Below are 1,216 nucleotides of genomic sequence, written 5' to 3' on the forward strand. Positions count from 1 at the left end.
TGACCTGTACCCCAGAAGTTAAAGTAATAAATTAACTTCTGGGGTATTTTTATGACAAAAATTTCAAAGAAAATAAAACTTAAAGCGTTAACTGAATATTTTAACGGGACGGGTTCAAAAGTTGAAGTGGCTAATAAATATGGCATTTCTAATAGCGTATTTAGAATGCTGGTTAGCGCATATGAAACTCACGGTTCGAAGGTATTGTTTGACCCGCCACAAGTTACGGGTAGGTTTAGGATTGAGTTGATCGAATGGAAGATCAGGAATAACGCCTCGTACACCGATGTAGCTGCCGAATTTGGATATGTCGGTATCCTTCAAATTAATCAATGGGAAAAAATATATCGCCAAAATGGGCCAAATGGGTTATTGTCTATACAAAAAGGACGGAAACCTAAAATGGTTAAAAATAAGGCAAAAAAATCTAGAAAAACAAAGCAATATACATCTGAACAAAATCGAATAAAACAATTAGAAAGTGAAAACCTTGAGCTACGAATCAAAAACGAAGCGTTAAAATTATTGGCCTCGATGAAGCAACCAACCGACAAAAAGCAGAAGTAGTCTGCCTACTCGAGGCCAAATTTAAGCAAACTGATATCTTACAAGTGATTCCAATTGACATTAATACTTTTTACTACTGGAAAAGAAAACTAAGGCAATTAGATCCTGAAATTCAACTAATGGATAAAATTTTTGAAGTTTGGAACCAAGACCGTCATTTAGGAATCCTTCGGATTACAGCTATTTTAAAACAACGCTATGGGATCGATATAAATCACAAAAAAACTCAGCGAATTATGCATGAACTAAGAATTTCAGGACAAGGCTATAATAAAACTTCTCGTAAATATGATTCTTCTAAAGGTCCCGAGGGTAAACGAGTAAAAAACACGCTTAATCGTCGTTTTAAAACCGATCGTCCGTTTCAAAAAATGGTCTCAGACGTGACCGAATTCAAATTATCTAATGGTCAAAAAGTGTACTTAGAACCCATTATGGATCTATATAACAATGAAATTAAGGCTTATTCCATCACCAATGACAGTCCTAATTTAGAGTTCGCATTACGGCCTTTGATTGAGTTACAATCCATTCTACCAACTACAGGATATAAGATCACAATGCATACCGATCAAGGCTGGCAGTATCGTCATCAGAAATGGCGTAAAATATTGAAGAAAGCAAGAATTGCGCAAAGCATGTCTCATCG

The 1,216-nt window shown here is 35.6% G+C and carries 2 protein-coding genes; both read left to right on the top strand.

Annotated features, from left to right (window positions below; genetic code table 11):
- The first annotated feature begins 51 nt into the window (after positions 1–51).
- Positions 52–567: a helix-turn-helix domain-containing protein gene (locus IV81_RS09150; RefSeq protein WP_057804421.1), complete on the top strand. Its 516-nt coding sequence runs from the start codon at positions 52–54 to the stop codon at positions 565–567.
- Positions 568–602: 35 nt separating this feature from the next.
- Positions 603–1,216: DDE-type integrase/transposase/recombinase (locus IV81_RS09155; protein ID WP_236696863.1), on the top strand; the 614-nt coding region annotated here is incomplete at its 3' end.

This window comes from Pediococcus stilesii (assembly GCF_001437075.1).
In the GTDB taxonomy this organism is placed as follows: Bacteria; Bacillota; Bacilli; order Lactobacillales; family Lactobacillaceae; genus Pediococcus; species Pediococcus stilesii.

Excerpts from the sequence above, each read along its gene's own strand:
- IV81_RS09150 (WP_057804421.1), top strand. The coding sequence starts at position 52 with ATGACAAAAATTTCAAAGAAAATAAAACTTAAAGCGTTAACTGAATAT.